The organism is Streptomyces sp. NPDC044061, assembly GCF_056434305.1.
This window is the reverse complement of the sequence record NZ_JBWKFL010000009.1, coordinates 1-15,079: the sequence shown is the minus strand read 5'-3', so window position 1 is coordinate 15,079 and position 15,079 is coordinate 1. Positions and strand designations below refer to the sequence as shown.

The window sequence follows — 15,079 nt, the reverse complement described above, 5'->3', positions numbered from 1 at the left end:
CCTGTCCGACCGACGTGATCCGCGTGACCAGGAAGGAACGCGAAACATGCAGACGACTTCGCGCGAATCGTCGCGTGCCGTCGTGACCGCTCCCACCCGGGAGCCGGTGCCGGTGCCCGAGGACCCGTGGGTGCAGCCGACGACCCGGATGGTGTGGCGGCCCGCCACGCTGCCGCCGCTCACCGGGGCGACGTCCCGCCTGGCCGGGATGCGGATCCTGCTCCTCTCGGGCGACGACGAGAGCACCGAGCGGGTCGAGCGCGAACTGGCCGGACACGGGGCGCGGGTGCGGCGCCGTACGCCGGCGACCGCCGTGCCCCCTGACGACGACGGCGCCGTGGACGCGATCGTCGATCTCACCCTGGGCGGCGGGACACCCGCGCGCGGCACCGCGGACCTGACGGGCGTGTGGCGAGAGCCGCTGCTGCGGACCCTGACCGCGCTGCGCGAGCAGTACGAGGACTGGGCCGCGGAGACCTCCGCGCGGCGGTTGTTCTACCTGGCCGTGACCCACCTCGGCGGCGGGATGGGGCAGCATCCGGACGACGACCTGGCCCAACCGCTGGGCGGCATCTGGGCAGGGCTGGCCAAGACGCTGCACCGGGAGTTCCCCAACTGCAACGCGCGCGTCGTGGACACCGCGCTCTTTGCCGTGGAGGACCTGCCCGGCGTCGTCGCGAGCGAGCTGGGCCGGACCGGCGAGATCGAGGTCGGCCACCGCGACGGGCGGCGCCTCACCCTCTCTCCCGTCGCGGAGCCGGTCGGTCCTCCCGCCGTGAGCCTGGGGGCCGACGACTGCGTCCTGGTCTCAGGGGGCGGGCGGGGCATCGGCTGGGAGCTGGCCCGCACGCTCGCGGAGAAGCACGGCATGCGGGTTCTGGTGACCGGTCGAGAGCCCTTCCCCTCCGAGGGCGAACCTTGGTTCGGGGCGGATGCGGACGAACTCAAGGCGTATGAGCAGCAGTTGTGGTCCGGCAGCCGCCGGGGGCGCCCACTGCCCGACATCCGCCGCGACATCGCGCGCGTCCGCCGTCTGTGGGAGCTGGCGGGCAACATCACCGGCGCGCGGGCGCGCGGACTGCGCATCGAGTACGTCCCCTGCGACTTCACCGACCCGGAGCAGGTGCGCGCGCTACTGGCGCGCGAGGGCGACGCGCTGACCGGCGTCGTGCACAACGCGGGCGTGGACACCGCGGCCAGGCTGCCCAAGAAGTCGGACGACGACATCCTGCGGACCGTGGAGACGAAGATCGAGAGCTTCGTCTACCTCTTCGGTGAACTGGCCGGCAGCGAGCTGAAGTTCTTCTGCAACGTGGGCTCGCTCACCGGGCGGCTGGGCGGCATGGTCGGCCAGCTGGAGTACGCCGCGGCGAACGAGGGGCTCGCCCGGCTGGGCAGGTGGGCGGACCGCAGGGCGGCCTACCCGGTGATGACGCTTGCCTGGCCGACCTGGGACCGCATCGGCCTCATCGCGAACTTTTCGGCGACGCGGCGCTACATGGCACCGCTCGGCGTGGCCGACGGACTCGCCAAGTGGCAGGCCGAGTTGCTGGCGGGCTCCGCCGGTGAGGTCACCTTCGTGGGACCGCTCGGCGACGCCATCGACCCAGGCCAGGCCACCGGCTACCCGGTCGTGCCCGACCTGCCCGGATACGCCGAGGTCTACCCGAAGATCCACCACCTCGGCGAGGTGACCTCCTATCAGCCGCACGCCCGGCTGGTATCGAGGGTCCGCTTCGACCGGGAGACCGCCCCGGTCCTGACGGACTTCCTGGTGGACGGCGCCGAGGCGGTTCCGCTGAGCCTGCTGCTGGAGAACGCGGTCCGGGGCGCGGGGTGGGTCGTACCCCCGGACTTTCCGGAGCTGAGTGTCGACTGTCTGGAGGACGTCGTCGTCCCCCTGGAGCTGTTGCGGCTCGACGGTCCTACGACGGTCTGGGAACGGGAGCTTCGGGGCGTCCACGACGGACGGTCCTGGACGGTCGAAGTCCGCTTCCGGCGCCCCGGTGACGGCGGGAGTGGCCGTGACGGTAGTCCAGGCCCGGAGGCGAGGGCACGCATCGTCTACGCGCCGGGGGACACGCGCTCACCCGCCCCACCCCGCGCCGGCCTCACCCGGATGACCACCTGGCGCTCGGGACCTCCGCTGCTGAGCTGGCGTGCGTCGGTCGTGCCCCGCGCGCGGTGGACCCGTACCGAGGAAGGCCGCTGGGCCGGCGAGGTACGCCCCTGCGCGCCCAACGACATGTGGGCGACACCGGCCGTCCCCCGCACCGCCCTCGCCGTGTCCGCACTGGAGAACGTGGTGCGGCTGTGCGCCAGGCAGGGCGCGGGCATCTCGGTCGCGGTCGACCCGCTGACCGTCGGGCGCGTCACCGTCCACGCGGCGGAGGACGGGAATTCCGTCATCGAAGGAGACCCCGCGCTCGGCACATGGAAAGTGACGAGCGCGTCCTCCGGCGCCCGCGTCATGACGATAACGGGATTCGAGGGACCGGTAGCAGGCGATTGACGCGCCGACCCATTACCGACACCTCACAGAATGGGAGTGGAGAGAAATGTCGAACACCCTGAACAACAAGGCAGTTCTGGAGCGCTACTACGAGGAGTGCCTCAACAAGGGAAATCTCGACGTCATCTACGAGGGTGCCGCCGAGGACCATATCAGCCACGGGACGGCCTCGAACAGCGAGGAGGGCGTGGAACACCTCAAGGAATGGGTACGGATCCAGCGCGCCTCTTTCCCCGACCTGCACGTGACGGTGGACGACTGGATCCTGGAGGGCGAGAAGGTCGTCAGCCGGTTCACCGCGCGGGGGACCCACACGGGCGAGCCCTACGAGGGAATCCCGGCTGTCGGCCGGGAGTTCGCCGTCCCCGGAATCGTCATCGACGAGTTCCGGGACGGGGTGATCGTGGAGAGCTGGTTCGCCCTGGACGCCTTCGACCTCGCGAAGCAGCTGGGCGCCTTCGGCTGAACGCGCGCCGGCGCCGGGCGCGAGGCCTAGGGCCTGTCCGTGATGGGCTCGGCATGGGCTTCGGCGTTGCCGGAGGCGGCGATCCGGTCGAGCGCCCGCTGGAGGACGACGGTGTCCTCCAGGGTGTGGATCTCGGTGATGCGCCCCCACTTGAGATGCATGAACTGGGTCATGACGTTGTCGTAGCGGGCGCCGTCGGGCAGCGGCCCGCCGATCCGTACACGGGTGGCCACCTTGGTCAGCCAAGGGCCACCGGAAATGATGATCTCCTGCGGTTCGAATTCGGCCTCGGGAATGAGACGGAAGACCCGCTGCCACCACAGGGTCATGGATTCGACGGTATGACGCTCGCCGGAGAGCGCGTGCTCCCCGTAGAAGACGTACGTGAATTCGGGTGCGAGTGTGTCCACCATGGACTGCCAGTTTCCGGAGTTGATGTCGGAGAATGCCTTGCGCAGCTTCGCGGCCACGATCCGGTGATACATGTACGGCACCTTTCCGCACAGCCCCGCCCCAAACCGTAGAGCACCGGCCGAACCGTCCGACGCGACCGAGAGAAGAGGGAGATCGTGAACAACCGACCAAACCCCGTGCTGATCACGGGCTGTTCATCCGGGATAGGCCGGGCCTGTGCCCTCCGGATGCACCGCAGCGGAATGCTCGTGTACGCCACCGCGCGCAGGCTGGAAACGCTCGCCGGACTCGCCGCGGAGGGCATCCGCACGCTGCGGCTGGACGTCACCGACGAGGACAGCATGCGCGCGGCCGTCGACGCCGTCGAAGCGGAACACGGATCGGTCGGCACGCTCGTGAACAGCGCGGGCTTCGCCGCCTCCGGTGCCGTGGAGGAGATCGAACCGGTCCAGATGAGGCGGCAGTTCGAGACGAACGTCTTCGGGCTGGCCCGGCTGAGCCAGCTGGTGCTGCCCGGCATGCGGGCCGCCGGCACCGGAACCGTCATCAATATCTCGTCGATCTTCGGCCGCTACGCGGTCCCCGGCGGGGGCTTCTACCAGGCTTCCAAGCACGCCGTCGAGGCCCTCAGCGACGCGCTGCGGCTGGAGACGGCCGGCTTCGGAGTCAGGGTCGTCCTCATCGAGCCGGGCCCCGTGCGCACCACCAACTTCGGCACGACGTACGTCGACAACCTCCCCGCCGTCAGCGAGGTCTACGACGAGTTCCGTGAGCGCACCGCCGAGTACTTCGAGGCGATCTATACGGGGAGCCGCCGCACCCTGGCCGGCACCTTCACCGTCCACGCCGACGACGTGGCCCGCGTAGTGGAACGCGCCGTCCACAAGCGGCGCCCCCGCGCCCGCTACACCGTCGGCTTCCTCGCCCGCAGCACCATCGCGCTGCGGCGGCTGGCCCCGGACGCGGTCTTCGACCACCTCTTCGTGCGGCGCGCGTTTCCGGTACCGCACGGCACGGCTCAGCCGCGCAGCCTGACCAGGTAAGGACTCTTGATGACCACCATATCCACGACCACATCCGCCACCGCGATGCCCACCGCCCCCGGCCCCAAGGGCGCCCCTCTCCTGGGCAGCCTCGGTCCCTGGCGCCGTAACACCGCCGAGTTCCTGCTCGGCCTCCAGCGCGATTACGGCGAGCTGGTTCGCATGCGGCTGGGACCGATGACCGTCCATCAGGTCACCGACCCCGGGGCAGTGCGCAGGGTGTTGGTGGAGAACAACGCCAACTACGTCCGCGGGCCGCTGTACGAGCAGTTCGGCGTGGTCATGGGAAAGGGCCTGCTCACCTCGGACGGCGACTTCTGGCGCGGGCACCGCCGGGCCGTGCAGCCGGTGTTCCTCAAGAACGCGGTCACCGACATCGTCCCCAACATCGTCGCGGCCACCGAGGAGATGCTGGACGAGTGGGAGGCGAAGGCCGCGCGGGACGAGCCGGTGGACCTGATGACCGAGATGCTGCGGCTCACCCTGGTCACGCTCAGCCGTTCGTTGTTCGCCTACGACATCAAGCCCGCGTCGGCCGTGCTGAAGCGGATCGTCGACGATGTCGTGGAGGTCATGTTCCGGCGGGGTACGACGTCCGAAATGCTTCCGTCCTGGCTGCCCACGGCCCGCAAGCGCAAGATCGACCACATCCACCGGGTCTTCGACAAGGTGGTCGCGGACGTCCGGGAAAACTACGCTCGGACCGGGGAGGGTCCGCTGATCGCCCTGATGGAGCAGGCCGAGGACCCGGCGACCGGCGAGCCGTGGACCGACCGGCAGCTGCGCGACGAGCTGCTCACCATCTATCTGGCGGGCCACGAGACCACCGCCGTTTCCCTGTGCTGGACCCTGCTGTCGATCGCCAACCACCCGAACGTTCAGGCCGAGTTGGACGAGGAGATCAGCGGCGTGCTGGGCGGTGGGGCTCCCGACGCCGGCACGGCGGCCGAGCTGACGTACACGCGGATGGTGGTGGACGAGAGCCTGCGGATGTATCCGCCCATCTGGATCTTCCCGCGGGCCGCCGTCGGCCCCGACACCCTCGGCGGCTACGACATCGAGGCCGGGTCGTCGATCCTGCTCTCGCCCCTGGCCTCGCACCACAACCCGCGCCACTGGGACAACCCGGTGGCCTTCGACCCGTACCGCTTCACCCCGCAGGCCGTGCGGGAGCGGCCCCGCATGGCGTACTTCCCCTTCGGGGCGGGCCCTCGGCAGTGCGTCGGCAACAACATGGCGCTGCTCGAACTGCGGATCATCGTGGCGATGATCAACCAGCGGTTCCGGCTCAACCTCGTCCCGGGGAACGTGCTGCAGTACGGCTCTCCGGTGATCTCCCTGCGCCCCCTGCGGGACGTGATGGTGCGCCTGCGTTCACGCGAGGGCAGCACGGGCACCGTGTCCACGCTGCGCGGCGGCGACGGGGCACGCGTGGTCAAGCCGGCGTGCCCGTACAGCCCAGAAGGATCGTAGGCCCACCTGCGAGCTCGGCAGCAGCAGGTCTCCGAACGTCTCGACCCTGACGAGTGATTGGCGTGTCGACCGTGAACGCCTCCGCATCTTGGCAGCCGGCGGGGTTGTCCCGAGAGGGGATGACCACGGCACCGACGCTGGGCGCGCGATCGCAATTCGGCTAGCCTTTCTCAGCTCAGCTCAGCTCAGCTCAGCTCAGCTCAGCTCAGGACCGGCTCAGCGACTGGAGCCGTCCGTGCCGCCGGACCGTGATCCCCGGCCGGGAGTTCCGGTCCGGCGGCGGGCTCCGTTCAGTCCTCGGGCAGCTCGGACGCCAGCAGCTCCCGGAGTTCGTCCATCGCCTCCCGGAGCCGGTCGGCGAACGTCCGCATCTGCGCAGCGACCGCCATCGGCGTGCTCAGGTAGAGGTTGAACCGCTCGGGAAGCAGCACATAGGCGACACCGATGCACTGGCTGCTGGTCGACCCGAAGCCGAAGTACTGGATATTGACGGACGGCGCGGAGCTCGTGCTCAGGTAGTCGTCCCGCATGGTCGACCAGCCCGGCGTCCGGTACAGCGCGGGCTGCTCGGTCACCCCGAGCTCGGCCCCGCGCCGGCGCTGGATCAGCTCCAGCTCCCACAGGTGCTGCTCCGGCACCTGCCCTGCCTGGCACGCCTTCGCGCGCGCCACGTGGGCCTCGGTGGCTGCCCGGAACGCGGCGCGCCGGGCGTCCGCGTCCGCTGCCGGGTCCTCCATCGCCGCCACGAAAGCCACCATCTCGGTGGTGACGACGCGCATCGCCTCGGTCCGCCCGTGCCGGTACTGCCGGGTGGCGATCGACTCGTACGTGGCACCCAGGTGTCCCTTGGCGCGCTGGTGGGCGAGCTGGTAGGCGGCTTGGACGAACGCGTCCGGTGAGACGCCCAACACCTTGGCCGCGCTGCTGCCGAAGTCCGCGAACGACAGCGTGCTGGTCGCGGTGTTCTCCCCGTACGCCGCGAACGCGTCGGCGGCGGAGCGCGCCTGGTCCCGCAGCGCGTCGTCCAGTTCGAACACGATCCGCTCCAGCGCCGGCAGCCCCTGGGACCGGGCTCCGGACTGCTGGGACTGCTCCTCGGCCGGGGTGTTGAGCAGGGCGTCGGTGAAGGTGAGGATCGTGGTCCCGTCCAACTCGCAGTGCTCCACGTTGATGCCCGCCCGTCCGTCGGCGAAGACGACGAAGGACACGGCCTTGTCGAACCAGCGGTTGCCGCGGTCGCCGTACAGCAGCTGGTCACAGGCCTCCTGGACGTCCGCGGGGGCGAAGTCCTCCAGAGCGACGCAGAACAGCGCGGTCTCGACATCGTCAAGGGCGTCGGCGTTGCGGGGGTGGCAGGCGACAAGGGACTCCCGGGCGGCCGCCCACTCCGCGCGGGCCATGGTGGTGAGGTGGCCCACCGAGGTGTCCGCGCCGGCCGGGTCGGCGCCGGCCTTCATCACGGCGCGCAGTCCCGCCTCGATGTCATCCAGGCTGTGCGGGACACCGTCCGGACCCAGCACGTCCAGCCGGAACATGCCGCCCCGGAAGAACACCACGACGTGCCGGGCCTCGGACGGGCCCGGCCACTCCTCGGTGTAGGGGGCGCGGACGGTGTCCTGCTGCACGCCGGGGATACGCGTGGTGGAGAACAGAAACTTGTTCTGCACCATCGACTGAGGTGCTCCGCGCTGCACCACCGGTGGAATCAGCCCCTGATCGAGCTGCCGCTTGTAGTTGAGGGCCCCGGCGACGAGCCCGGCCGCCCGCTCCACCTGCGCCTGGCCGGAGTCCTGGAACAGGAAGAAGAAGTTGGCGTTGAGTGCGATCCGGTCCCGGCGGCCCAGGTATCGGTACGGCCAGAAGGTGTCGAGCCAGCTGTGCACGCCCTCCGTGGCGTCGTATTCCTCCAGCGCGGCATGCAGCACCCGGCCGGGGCCACCGGGTCGGAGGAAGGCGGCAACCTCCGCCTCGGTCGCCGACCGCTCGTCGGCGGTCAGCAGCGGCGTACACCAGGCGAGAAACCTCTCGCAGCTCGCATCCAGCGTAGGCAGCGGCACGCGCGGGAGGCTGTCCTCCTGGGCGAAGGTCGCGTTGCCTGACGCATCCTGACTGGTCTTCAACTCTGTTCTCGATTCGGATCGTCGGTACCTGTGATGTCGTACGGCCGGGAAAGGTAGAGCTGTGCGTACAGCCAGCCTTCCGCCTCCAGGCCCCGTGGATCCACCCCTGCGGCCGACATGCTGTCGAGCACGAGCGCCTGCTCCTGCGGGGAGGCGAACCGCCGCTGTCTGAACACCTCGTCGACGCGGACGGTCCGGTAGCCCAGACTCGCCAATGCGCGCTCGACGGGGTCGAACGGGAACATCCGCAGCACGAAGTGCGCCATCCAGGGCCGGCGGGTGCCCTGTGTTCGGACTACTCGCGTGAGCGTCCGCTCGGTGACGTAGCCGATGCAGCCCGTCGAGATCACCAGGTCCGTACCCGAGAGCTGGGCGCGCTGTCGCGGTGTGGGCTCGTGCTCCTCCAGGTCGGCTTGCACCGCGTCGTCGAGGAACCCGGCCTCAAGACCGTAGGACAGCGCGCTGCCGGAGGTGTCGAGGCCGACGAAGCGGATCGCTTGCGGGGGTCGGCGCGACCGAGCCAGCTCCCGGTCGCGGGCCAGCAAAGCCTCGCGGCTCTCACCCGCACGCTCCTCGTCGCCGTAGCGCGCGTACAGCTCGTCCATGGTCGCGTCGTACTTCAGCAGGGCGGCGTTGGTTCCGTACGAGCAGCCGATGTCCAGCACCTTCGGTACCGCGACGTGCCGGGCCTCCCGGTACTCCGTGATGATCTTGGCGAAGTAGGGCTTGGCCTGCTGCGGAACGCAGTAGTCGAGCGGGCGCAGCACCCTGAAATAGGTTCGCGGATCGGGCTGGTCGTAGATGTGGTCGAGTGAGACTTTTCCGGTCACGTCGAAACGCACAGGGCTTACTCCTCCGTGGGATCGCGCAGGGGGAAACGGCCTACGGCGACTGCGCCTTCTCGCCGCCCGCCAGGCAGGCAGGCGGGAATTCGACGACAGGGCCTAGTCCAGGAGCCGGTCGCCGCGGACCGCCCGGCCCTCGGCCGCCAGGTGCTCGGGCAGCACCCGGCCGAAGAGCTGCCGGGTCCGTTCCACGCTCCCGATGACGCCGGGGCGCTCGCTGTAGGCGAATATCGCGGAGTGGCGCGCGACCTCGCCGCGCACCGGGCTGACTCGGTGCAGCGAGTAGCGGCCTTTGAACAACTGAAGGTCACCAGGTTGCAGGGGGAGGCGCCGGGTCAACCGCTCGCCCCGGCCGTCCACTACGTCCCGGACGTCGTCGAAATTCTCGTCCTGCGCGGTCCGAATGTTCGGGCAGTACTCGAAGACGCCGCCGGCCTGCGCTTGCTGGGTGAGCATGCTCACGGTGAACTCGTTGGTGTCGAAGTGCCAGGGGTGCTCCATGCCCGGCGCGATGACGTTGAGAACCAGCCCGGAGAGCGGGTCCGCCAGCTCGTGCAGCTCCGGCAGTTCGAAGCAGCGGGCGATGAAGTGCCGGAATGCCATGTTGGAGTAGAGCCGGCTGATGAGGGAGTCCGCGGGGATGCGGTCCCGCGCGACGAACGCGTTACCCCGCTCGAAGATCTTCCGGCCCGGATGGTCCTCCGGCAGTGCCGAGTCCACTGCGATGTTGTAGACGTTCACCGTCTCGGTGTCGTGGTGCGCCCGGGGGGCGATGGCCGAGCACTCCTGCCGCAGCACATCGCGTAGCGACGGGCGAAAGAAGTCCGGCAGCACGGTGCATCCGAGAGTCAACAGGTCGCGCCGGGCACGGGAAACCACGGCCTGTCCCCGGGCGCTCGCGAGTTCCGACAGGGGATAGTGAGCCGTGTCGACTACCTGATCAAGCGTCAGGGCATCGAAAGAGCGCATTCGATCCTCTCCGCAGGCGGGCCGCCCCTCTCGCCGGTTCCCCGACGGCCCGCGGTTCCGCCTCTTACGTACAGATGGGACGAGCGACGCGATCCGTGCGGTCGGCCGGACCTCACGCTCGGCTTTTCAATAACTAGGCTGGCAGGATGGGCACTTGAAGTTCCCACAGTGGTGCAGCGTTGTCTGTATGTGACGCGTCACACTGCCCGACTGTGCGTTCCAGCAGGCCTTCGCGGGTTCGGCACGGGCCGGCTGTCGCGCAGGAGCCGCAGCAGCCGGTCAGGCCCTTCGCGGTCAGTGAGACCAGAATGTCGTCCAGCGCGCCCGTGCGGCGGACGTACGAGGGCAGCAGCTGAGGCCGGAACATACCCAGCCGGTCCCGGGGGACCCGGACCGTGACCGCACCGACCTTCGTCATGACCTTCTGGGCCCGTAGCCATTGCGCATGTTGCCGCCCGAACGGGACCCGCCCGCCGACCCGGCGGGCCTCCGTGGCCAAGTGCTCGTCCATCTCCGGCTCCAGGGTGGCATGCGTCAGGGGGCTGGCATGATGCGCCGCCATGGGAACGGGAGACGACAGTGATGAGGCGTACGTAGTCGGCCTGTGCAACCTGGTGTTGGTTGAGTCGGGCTTGACCCAGCACAAGTTCGACTGGTTGCCGGGTGATCCCGGGACGGGCGGTCGACACATCCTGTCGCCCCGACTCCGCTTTCAGCAGGTCGGAGGTTGCTCTCTCATCCGTGAGGGGGAGGCCTTCCGTGCGTCCGGGGCTGCTGCAGCCGGGCCGCGAGCTCCCCGGGCAGGACGTCCCGATTTGCCGGAGTGAGCTGGATGACCTCGATGTCGGCGCGCCGCTTGAGGGCGTCGGTGAACGGATCGCGGTACTTGTGGACCGTGGCGACGACGTCGACCTCTGCGACGAACAGCGCGTCGACCGCGTGCCGGAACGCCGTGCACGCCAGTTCCATGCGCCCCAGCTCGTCGATGAGTACCAGCCGCCCTGTTGCCTCCTCGGTTGCTGCCGGCCGAAGCGACGGCAGCGCCAGTCGTTCCATGACGGCCGGGTCGACGCCGTATTTCCCCACCCGTGGCGGACCGGGCAGGTCGACATGGGCGAGCACTTCCCGCCGGCCTGCCAAGGTCTCCAGGGCGAAACCGACGCGGGCGCCGGATTGCCGGATCTCCTCCGTGGTGAAGCCGGTGGCCGCGTGGGTGGGCAGCAGCGCGGCCAGCCGACGCAGGGCGGTCGTCTTGCCCGCGCCGGGGCGGCCCTCGAGCAGGATCCTTGTCGGCACACTGCCATCTTCACCCCCGCTTCCGGAGGCGGCCCGGGTGGGCTCGGCCGAGCGGGGGTTTCGGGGTGCGGACCGGTGCCGGTGCCGCCGTTGCGGCTATGGCGGCGCGCATGAGCGGAATTGAACTCAGCATCAGCGTCGTCAGGCGGACCGTCGTCGGCTCCAGGGAGTACCGCAGCGGGTTGGCCACCGCCGGCACGCCTGCCGTCCAGGTCTTGGGCGGGGTGATCGAAACGTCCGTCTCCTCCGCGCCGCTGCTCCTGTCCACGTGCCCCATCCGCCGCTCATACGCCGCGCCGCCGCTCCAGCCCAGTGTCGGCATGTTCCGCGCGTGGCGCGATGCGGGGCGGTCGGTCGCAAGGGGCGCCCCGTGATCCGGGAGGCGTAGCGCGTCGGCGTCAGGACGGGGTCCCCGGGTCGGCGTACCGCAGCAGGGCGCCCACGCCCTCGTACAGCCTCAGCTCGCTCTCCGGCACGACGACCAGCTCGGCACCAGTGCCGACGAGGGCCCGGACGAGGGCCTCGTCGGCGCGTTCCTCGCGCGGGGCCCGCACGCCGAAGGACATCAGCTCCGCCTCGGTCAGGGCAAGCTGAGTGGGCTGGGGGCCCGCCCAGAGCCGTAGCGAAGACCCTGGCGGCCGGTTCAGTAGCAGTGCCGCGACCTGGCCACGCTGGAGGGCGGCGACGGCGGCGGCCAGCCCCTCCGCCACGGGTCCGTCCAGAGCACGCCGGCCGATGAAGATGTCCACGAGTTCCCGGTCGTGCGCGGCCATGCGGCCGCGGAAGACGCCGTCGAGCTGCGGCTCCAACAGGGCGCGTCCTGTGTCGGTGGGGGTCCGGCCGCCCACGCGTACGACCTTGTCCCGCAGGGTGTGCGGCAGGCGGCGGACCAGTACGTTGCACGCCCACTCGTCCCCGCCCACGACGACGGCATCGGCATGGGCGCGCCGCGCCCGTTCGTCCAGTCGGTGACCGAGCCGGACGGAGGTATGGTGCCAGGCCGCCACCGCGACCCTGCGCCGCAGCCGCTCACCCGGGGTGACAGTCGACTCGGGCCAGGTGCCGGCCTCCGCCTCCAGAGTCACCCAGCCGTGGGTCTCGGCGGTCGGAAGGCCGCCGTAGTGGACGACTACGGCCATGTAGGGGATCCCCGGAAGATGCTGGGTGACCAGGGGCATCGCGTCCGGCAGGATGCTGTAGCGCGCGGAGTCGTGCTCGGGCGGCCTGGGCAGTTCCCCGTCCAGGACGAGCGTGCCGTGGGCGGCGAACATGGCCTGACCGTGCACCCCCGGCACCTCTGTGTCGGCGCCGACCACCTCCTCCAGTGCGTTCACCAGAGCCCGGTCCGAGCCCTGACGGGACAGACTCTCGCGCAGCCGCCCCCAGCGCAGCGCGATCGCCCGGTCGGGATGCTCGACGTTTCGGGAGGTGTTCAGGTACACGGAGGCGAACGGGCCCGGCTCCGCGTAGAGGGGTTCAAGGAACGACAACCTCATCGCCACTCCTCGTCGATGGTCTCCCCTCCTTGATGATGCGCGCCCCGGGGCCGATGGGGCTCGACGAGCGCAATGAGGGGCGGTCGGGCGGCGGTCGGCAGCAGCCGGCCCATCGTGAGCATGGTGGCGGCGACCAGGCCTTCCAGCACCGCCCAGCCGCGGGCCGGACAGCAGGCCGCTGAACAGCCGGGCTCCGTGGCTGGATGAAGGAGCAGTCCGCGCGGGAGCACCAGATCGTGGCGGGGGCCGCGTTGCCCCACGTGAATACAGGTTTCTGGGCCGTATTCGACCGAGCAGCGCGCTCGTGAGCTGCGGATCCAGCACGGGACCACCATCGCGCGCTGGACCGGGAGCAGAGCGGGGTGATCCCGCAGCCGTCGGCTCCTGCATGACCTCGGGTGAGACGGCCCCGGGACCGCAGCTTCCCATCGTTGCCTTGGATCACCCATGGAGCTGCGGCAGGCCTATCGGTAGGGTCGGGGTTGTCTCAGCGGAGGTTGGCGGACACCAACCGCGACAACCCCGACCGGCCGGTGCGTTTGAGCTTCCTGGGGTGAAGCAGGATCGCCTGGAAGTTTCGCGGCGCCAAGGGAACATGCCCAGCCATGGGCGCCGATCGCCCAGAAGGCACGGACGGCCGGTTCAGCCGGCGCTTGCCCAGGTCTGCCGTGCCCAGTCGGCGAAGCCGGTCCAACGGATCTCCGGGTGGGCGGCATGGAGGGCGGGGATGTCGACTCGGTAGCCGGACCCGTTCAAGAACGTCCACATCGCGTGCATGTCCGGATTGCCGATCGCCGCGAGCGGTACGTACTCGTGGCGGACCTCGCGTCCCAGCGCCGCACCGAGCGCGGCCGCCATCTGCGTGGGCGTGGGCGCGTCGCCGGCCAGTTCGATGCGCTGCCCGACGTAGGGAGCGGGGTTGAGCAGCACTTCCGCCGCGAACGCGCCGAGGTCGGGCCGGGCGAGCTGCTGCAACGGCCGGTCGGGCGGCAGCGGCAGATCGAGCACGCCGTCCAGGATGCGCCGCGCTCCGCCGAGCGCGTTGTCGAAGAAGTACGTCGGACCCAGGATCGTGTACGGCACATCGCCCGCGGCCAGTTCCGCCTCGATGCGCGCCTTGCTCTCGAAATGCGGTACCCCGCTGTCCTGGTCGGCCCCGGCGACCGAACTGAACACGAGATGCGCAACGCGCTCTCGCGCCGCCGCCGCGAGGATGGCCCGCCCCTGCTCCACCTCCGCCTCGACACCGGCCTCGAAAGGTGTGGTGAAGGCGAAGACACCGGTCACCCCCTTCATGGCCGCGCCGAGCGACCCGGGATCGCTCAGGGAACCCGCCACCACGTCGACACCCTGGTCGGCCAGGTGTCGCGCGGCACTCCGGCCGGGGTCGCGGACAAGCGCCCTGATCCGGGTCCCGTGGGCCAGCAGCGCGTCGGTCACGGCACCGCCCTGCCCGCCGGTCGCGGCCAACACCAGGATCGGCTCCTGCGCCATGGACGAACTCCCTCTCCTGCGGCGGGGCATCGGATCCGAAGTCGGCCCCGACGGCAACCATCCGTCACGGACGACAGCGCACGCCGCAGACTCGCCCGAGACTGGTGCTGGAGGACTCGCCGCGTGCACGCACGGTCATGACGCTCGTGCGACCGGCGCCTGGCGTTCCCCACCCTCATATCCGGAGCACGAGCGCGTCGAGGCGATGGTCGCCATCGCGCTCAAGGCGGAGGAGGTGGCCCTGGATCGAGGCGAACTGCCGTCGCGGACTCCACCGCCACGGCCGGCGGCAGCTCTTCGCCGAGTTCGACGCCGTGGTGTGTCCCATCACGCCCACGCCCGCGTTCCCGCACGACCACAACCGCGATCCGAGAGCACGCCGGATCGACTGGGGGACCGTGCCGACGCGGGCAGAGCGGTGCTACAGCTTGGTCATCTTGGCGTACGGGCTCAAGATCCGCTTTTGCTCCGAGCCGAAATCCACGAGTGCCGCGATTCCGTCCTCGATGCCGATCACTCGGCCGAGGCCGTACACGTCGTGTGTGACCTGGTCGCCCACGACGAAGTGCTTGGGAGCCGGCGTGACCGGGGCCTTGAAGGGGCTGGTGGGCAAGTGACGCTTCGGTGCAGCACGCTTTGTCATTGCCCCTAGTATGCGCCTACGAACTGCGTGGTGGCCGCCTCGCTGAACGTTGGACTCCACTCCAGCACGAGCTGAGCCGGCCGACCGGCCGGAGTGTAGACGGGCGGAGCCGGGCGGTTCGGCTTCGTAGGAGGCCGCACCCCCCGTACTCTTCGGGGACGACGGCGTCAGATAGCGGGCGCCAAACACTGGAGGCAATACCTCGTGCTGATTGCTCAGCGTCCCTCGTTGACCGAAGAGGTCGTCGACGAGTTCCGCTCCCGGTTCGTGATCGAGCCGCTGGAGCCGGGCTTCGGTTACACCCTCGG

The 15,079-nt window shown here is 70.0% G+C and carries 14 protein-coding genes and 2 pseudogenes; 6 read left to right on the top strand and 10 right to left on the bottom strand.

Translation table 11 applies throughout. The features are described 5' to 3' along the window. Window positions 1–46: 46 nt before the first annotated feature. Window positions 47–2,512 (top strand): KR domain-containing protein, encoded by a 2,466-nt coding sequence (locus tag AC07CM_RS16160; protein WP_478877020.1) that lies wholly within the window; start codon window positions 47–49, stop codon window positions 2,510–2,512. A gap of 46 nt (window positions 2,513–2,558) precedes the next feature. Beyond that, the gene (locus tag AC07CM_RS16155; RefSeq protein WP_478877019.1) at window positions 2,559–2,978 is read left to right on the top strand and encodes an ester cyclase; all 420 of its coding nucleotides are present in this window, start codon (window positions 2,559–2,561) and stop codon (window positions 2,976–2,978) included. A gap of 26 nt (window positions 2,979–3,004) precedes the next feature. Here AC07CM_RS16155 and AC07CM_RS16150 read toward each other — a convergent pair whose 3' ends face one another. Beyond that, the gene (locus tag AC07CM_RS16150) at window positions 3,005–3,463 is read right to left on the bottom strand and encodes a nuclear transport factor 2 family protein (RefSeq protein WP_478877018.1); all 459 of its coding nucleotides are present in this window, start codon (window positions 3,461–3,463) and stop codon (window positions 3,005–3,007) included. Between the two features lie 84 nt (window positions 3,464–3,547). Here AC07CM_RS16150 and AC07CM_RS16145 point away from each other — a divergent pair, with 84 nt between their 5' ends. Next, the gene (locus AC07CM_RS16145) at window positions 3,548–4,435 is read left to right on the top strand and encodes an SDR family NAD(P)-dependent oxidoreductase (protein ID WP_478877017.1); all 888 of its coding nucleotides are present in this window, start codon (window positions 3,548–3,550) and stop codon (window positions 4,433–4,435) included. A gap of 9 nt (window positions 4,436–4,444) precedes the next feature. Next, window positions 4,445–5,908, top strand: coding sequence for a cytochrome P450 (locus AC07CM_RS16140; RefSeq protein ID WP_478877016.1), 1,464 nt, complete (start codon window positions 4,445–4,447; stop codon window positions 5,906–5,908). 290 nt (window positions 5,909–6,198) lie between these two features. Here AC07CM_RS16140 and AC07CM_RS16135 read toward each other — a convergent pair whose 3' ends face one another. The 8 genes from AC07CM_RS16135 to AC07CM_RS16100 all read right to left on the bottom strand — a co-directional run bounded on the left by AC07CM_RS16135 (window position 6,199) and on the right by AC07CM_RS16100 (window position 14,128). Then, complete coding sequence (locus AC07CM_RS16135; protein ID WP_478877015.1) at window positions 6,199–7,965, bottom strand: choline/carnitine O-acyltransferase; 1,767 nt, start codon at window positions 7,963–7,965, stop codon at window positions 6,199–6,201. Window positions 7,966–8,024: 59 nt separating this feature from the next. Then, a complete protein-coding gene (locus AC07CM_RS16130) occupies window positions 8,025–8,870 on the bottom strand; it encodes a class I SAM-dependent methyltransferase (RefSeq protein ID WP_478877014.1) in 846 nt (281 codons plus the stop codon). A gap of 102 nt (window positions 8,871–8,972) precedes the next feature. After that, window positions 8,973–9,842 (bottom strand): HalD/BesD family halogenase, encoded by an 870-nt coding sequence (locus AC07CM_RS16125; protein WP_478877013.1) that lies wholly within the window; start codon window positions 9,840–9,842, stop codon window positions 8,973–8,975. 133 nt (window positions 9,843–9,975) lie between these two features. Further along, entirely contained in the window at window positions 9,976–10,404 is a 429-nt protein-coding gene (locus AC07CM_RS16120; RefSeq protein WP_478877012.1) for a transposase, read from the bottom strand. 173 nt (window positions 10,405–10,577) lie between these two features. After that, window positions 10,578–11,138 carry a nucleoside-triphosphatase gene (locus AC07CM_RS16115; protein WP_478877011.1) on the bottom strand — a complete coding sequence of 187 codons (561 nt, stop codon included), beginning with the start codon at window positions 11,136–11,138 and terminating at the stop codon, window positions 10,578–10,580. Window positions 11,139–11,148: 10 nt separating this feature from the next. Then, complete coding sequence (locus AC07CM_RS16110) at window positions 11,149–11,460, bottom strand: hypothetical protein (protein ID WP_478877010.1); 312 nt, start codon at window positions 11,458–11,460, stop codon at window positions 11,149–11,151. A gap of 76 nt (window positions 11,461–11,536) precedes the next feature. Then, complete coding sequence (locus AC07CM_RS16105) at window positions 11,537–12,634, bottom strand: baeRF2 domain-containing protein (protein ID WP_478877009.1); 1,098 nt, start codon at window positions 12,632–12,634, stop codon at window positions 11,537–11,539. Between the two features lie 642 nt (window positions 12,635–13,276). Continuing rightward, window positions 13,277–14,128, bottom strand: a complete 852-nt coding sequence (locus AC07CM_RS16100; protein WP_478877008.1) for an NmrA/HSCARG family protein — start codon at window positions 14,126–14,128, stop codon at window positions 13,277–13,279. A gap of 242 nt (window positions 14,129–14,370) precedes the next feature. On the opposite strand from AC07CM_RS16100, the pseudogene AC07CM_RS16095 reads away from it, so the two are divergent. Continuing rightward, window positions 14,371–14,517 (top strand): annotated as a pseudogene (locus tag AC07CM_RS16095) (amidase); the annotation flags it as partial. 32 nt (window positions 14,518–14,549) lie between these two features. Here AC07CM_RS16095 and AC07CM_RS16090 read toward each other — a convergent pair. Further along, window positions 14,550–14,771, bottom strand: a complete 222-nt coding sequence (locus AC07CM_RS16090; RefSeq protein ID WP_478877007.1) for a hypothetical protein — start codon at window positions 14,769–14,771, stop codon at window positions 14,550–14,552. 204 nt (window positions 14,772–14,975) lie between these two features. Here AC07CM_RS16090 and AC07CM_RS16085 point away from each other — a divergent pair. After that, a pseudogene (locus tag AC07CM_RS16085) lies at window positions 14,976–15,079 on the top strand (DNA-directed RNA polymerase subunit alpha); the annotation flags it as partial.

Coding starts and splice junctions, on each gene's coding strand:
- AC07CM_RS16160 (WP_478877020.1), top strand. CDS start 47: ATGCAGACGACTTCGCGCGAATCGTCGCGTGCCGTCGTGACCGCTCCC.
- AC07CM_RS16155 (WP_478877019.1), top strand. CDS start 2,559: ATGTCGAACACCCTGAACAACAAGGCAGTTCTGGAGCGCTACTACGAG.
- AC07CM_RS16150 (WP_478877018.1), bottom strand. CDS start 3,463: ATGTATCACCGGATCGTGGCCGCGAAGCTGCGCAAGGCATTCTCCGAC.
- AC07CM_RS16140 (WP_478877016.1), top strand. CDS start 4,445: ATGACCACCATATCCACGACCACATCCGCCACCGCGATGCCCACCGCC.
- AC07CM_RS16125 (WP_478877013.1), bottom strand. CDS start 9,842: ATGCGCTCTTTCGATGCCCTGACGCTTGATCAGGTAGTCGACACGGCT.
- AC07CM_RS16120 (WP_478877012.1), bottom strand. CDS start 10,404: ATGGCGGCGCATCATGCCAGCCCCCTGACGCATGCCACCCTGGAGCCG.
- AC07CM_RS16110 (WP_478877010.1), bottom strand. CDS start 11,460: ATGCCGACACTGGGCTGGAGCGGCGGCGCGGCGTATGAGCGGCGGATG.
- AC07CM_RS16105 (WP_478877009.1), bottom strand. CDS start 12,634: ATGAGGTTGTCGTTCCTTGAACCCCTCTACGCGGAGCCGGGCCCGTTC.
- AC07CM_RS16100 (WP_478877008.1), bottom strand. CDS start 14,128: ATGGCGCAGGAGCCGATCCTGGTGTTGGCCGCGACCGGCGGGCAGGGC.
- AC07CM_RS16090 (WP_478877007.1), bottom strand. CDS start 14,771: ATGACAAAGCGTGCTGCACCGAAGCGTCACTTGCCCACCAGCCCCTTC.